Source organism: Vibrio sp. IB15, from assembly GCF_016406055.1.
Taxonomy (GTDB): domain Bacteria; phylum Pseudomonadota; class Gammaproteobacteria; order Enterobacterales; family Vibrionaceae; genus Vibrio; species Vibrio chagasii.
Map to the genome: position 1 here is coordinate 1 of NZ_JAEFCE010000126.1, position 2,536 is coordinate 2,536.

The 2,536-nt window shown below is 36.9% G+C and carries 3 protein-coding genes; 2 read left to right on the forward strand and 1 reads right to left on the reverse strand.

The genetic code is table 11. The annotated features are described in order from the left end of the window. Positions 1 to 295: 295 nt before the first annotated feature. The gene (locus tag JC606_RS22965; RefSeq protein ID WP_198779523.1) at positions 296 to 934 is read left to right on the forward strand and encodes an HAD family hydrolase; all 639 of its coding nucleotides are present in this window, start codon (positions 296 to 298) and stop codon (positions 932 to 934) included. A 280-nt stretch (positions 935 to 1,214) separates the two neighbouring features. On the opposite strand, the gene JC606_RS22970 is transcribed toward JC606_RS22965, so the two are convergent. Next, the gene (locus JC606_RS22970; protein ID WP_198779524.1) at positions 1,215 to 1,544 is read right to left on the reverse strand and encodes a darcynin family protein; all 330 of its coding nucleotides are present in this window, start codon (positions 1,542 to 1,544) and stop codon (positions 1,215 to 1,217) included. 88 nt (positions 1,545 to 1,632) lie between these two features. Here JC606_RS22970 and JC606_RS22975 point away from each other — a divergent pair, with 88 nt between their 5' ends. Further along, positions 1,633 to 2,271 (forward strand): TetR family transcriptional regulator, encoded by a 639-nt coding sequence (locus JC606_RS22975; protein WP_198779525.1) that lies wholly within the window; start codon positions 1,633 to 1,635, stop codon positions 2,269 to 2,271. The last annotated feature ends 265 nt before the right edge of the window (positions 2,272 to 2,536 follow it).

Below are 2,536 nucleotides of genomic sequence, written 5' to 3' on the forward strand. Positions count from 1 at the left end.
GAATCGCTTGGTGATCACACGATTTAGAGTATTCGGTCTAAATGATTTTTGCCCCCAAATCTTCACAGAACCTGCAAACGGAACACCTGAGCAGTGCACCAATAGACCAAGTTGAACTAATCCGTACTTTGCTCTCTTATACGGAATTTTTCCGTAATTCGACCCCGCAACTATATACCGATTCACATAACAGGTTGATACTAGTTGAGTTTCATAATGAATGGCAGCAACATAGACGGAATGCAAAGACAGAAAAAGTCCGTCTACAAAGCGTTATAAGCTTAAAGGGAATTAAATGAAACATCATGTAATGCTAGATATTGATGGAACACTACTACAGTCATATGCAATGGATGAACAGTGTTTTGTTGATGCTGTGCGAGAAACTACAGGGCTTGAAATATCTACAGATTGGGGTAGTTATCCCTTTGTCACAGATAGAGGAATATTAAAAACCTTTATTGAGCAACAAGGCCTCAAATATTCTCTAGCTGAATTAGAGAGTCTCGTTAAGCCTATTTTTATCCGTAATGTTCAGCAATCGGTTAAAACATCACCTACCCAAGAAGTATCCGGGGCCAAAAAATTTGTATCATATCTGTTAGACAGTGACGAATATGTTGTTTCTATTGCTACAGGTGGGTGGGGAGAAACAGCTAAGATAAAGTTGGAATCAGCTGGTTTTGAAACTGAGAAACTAGCGATTATGTCATCAAATGATCACTACTCTCGTATCAAAATTATGGAGTTGGCAAAATCAACAATCAACCAAATTGATAACTATCCTGTTACCTATTTTGGTGATGCAGAATGGGACTTAGAAGCGTGTAAAGAGTTAGCTGTTAATGTAGTGATTGACGGTGGTAGAGTAAATCATTACCAGCGTATTCAAGACTTTAACTGTTTAGATACTGCTCTGAGTTTCGTGAAATAGGTCTGTACTACTCTTCACCACGCTTATAACAAACGCTTCAAGTGGACTCGTAACGCTAGCCGACTTTAGTGTGCAAGTTGGTTTTAGTGATTACGGTGGCTAAATTAGCTTGTAACGGATAACTTTTAGTACTCAAAATTACAAACTGCCATCGCCTCTTACGATGGATGATATGAGCGATTATGGATAGTTTCAAGCATGAAAGTACCAAATGTAACAGTTCTGAACATATTCGTCGCAGAGAAACTGATACCGAGATTAGATTCAATCCAAGCCTTTATCAATTAGCACCTTCAAACTCAAGAAATCCATTTTCGATAGCAGGAAAAATTGAAATAACGTCAAAATAGGGCTTTGTATATATTTTTCTGTCTCTCAACTCTTCAACAAGAAAATAGTAACTTTGTATATCTTCAGTTTCGAACATCACAATATCACTACAACATGCGGTGAATGCCTCTGCGTCAAATAACCGAATATGCACACCTGGATACTTTGCGAATACGTCGTGATTTAGTTGTGCAAAATAAGAGTTACGATCATTACGACTCAGTTGTAGCCACTCTTTTCGAGCACTCAAATGGAAAAAAAAAGTATAAATCCTAGCCATGTATTTTCTCTCAAACTTCTGGTTATTGCTGTAAAGATAGAATACGATTAAATGCTCGCATTTGATATTCGCATACAGGGGCAAGCTAATGAGTAAAAGTATAAGTGGTTGTATTAATTGCAGAAAAACCCCAAAACAAGGGCGTTCTAAGACATTGTTTTCCGCTATATTGGAAGCGGCTACTCAGGTTTTGACAGAGGAGGGTATCAGACGATTTACGACATTAAGAGTGGCAGAAAGAGCTGGAATTAGTATTGGGTCCCTTTATCAATATTTTCCTAATAAAGCTTCTATCTTATTCCAATTGCAAATTGATGAGTGGAAAAAAAACCAGCAACTTATTCAAAGAATATTAGAAAACAACGAAATAGCACCATTAGAAAGGTTAGATACTGCTATCCGTTCCTTTATACAATCGGAATGCGATGAGTCTGACATTCGCAAAGCATTGGTTGATGCATCACCATTCTACCGAAAGACCGAAGATTTTTACGTTGCTAAGGCCAACACTAGGATAAATATTAAACCATTTATCAATGAGTTGATGCCTAACTCTTGCTCGGAATCGTTAGAATTCATCGAAGATCTATTAGTAAGAATTGTTACTAGCTTTGGTAAACAATTTTCTGAAGAAAGTAGAACAGAGGAAGAAGTCGTGCATTACAGCAAAGCAATAGCCAATATGCTTAAAACGCAAATTAACTCATACAAATTAAGAACACTTTGATAATTATCGGTTAGTGTGAAGAGAACACAAAGATTCTTGGATAACCTTTATGCTATGGCAAAGTGAAATAAAACACTTCCAGAAGTTGAGAAAGTGGGCGAGAGAACACAACACAATAAGCAGAGTTTACAGTGATAATATTATATAAATAATAATACATATCGAAACGAGATATTTATGACCTGGTGTTCGTTGTTTCCAACACGTCTTTGGAGCCTGTAATTTAAATTGTGTATCTGCTTATAATTAAGCCAGTCATGGCTAA

Coding starts and splice junctions, on each gene's coding strand:
- JC606_RS22965 (WP_198779523.1), top strand. CDS start 296: ATGAAACATCATGTAATGCTAGATATTGATGGAACACTACTACAGTCA.
- JC606_RS22970 (WP_198779524.1), bottom strand. CDS start 1,544: ATGGCTAGGATTTATACTTTTTTTTTCCATTTGAGTGCTCGAAAAGAG.
- JC606_RS22975 (WP_198779525.1), top strand. CDS start 1,633: ATGAGTAAAAGTATAAGTGGTTGTATTAATTGCAGAAAAACCCCAAAA.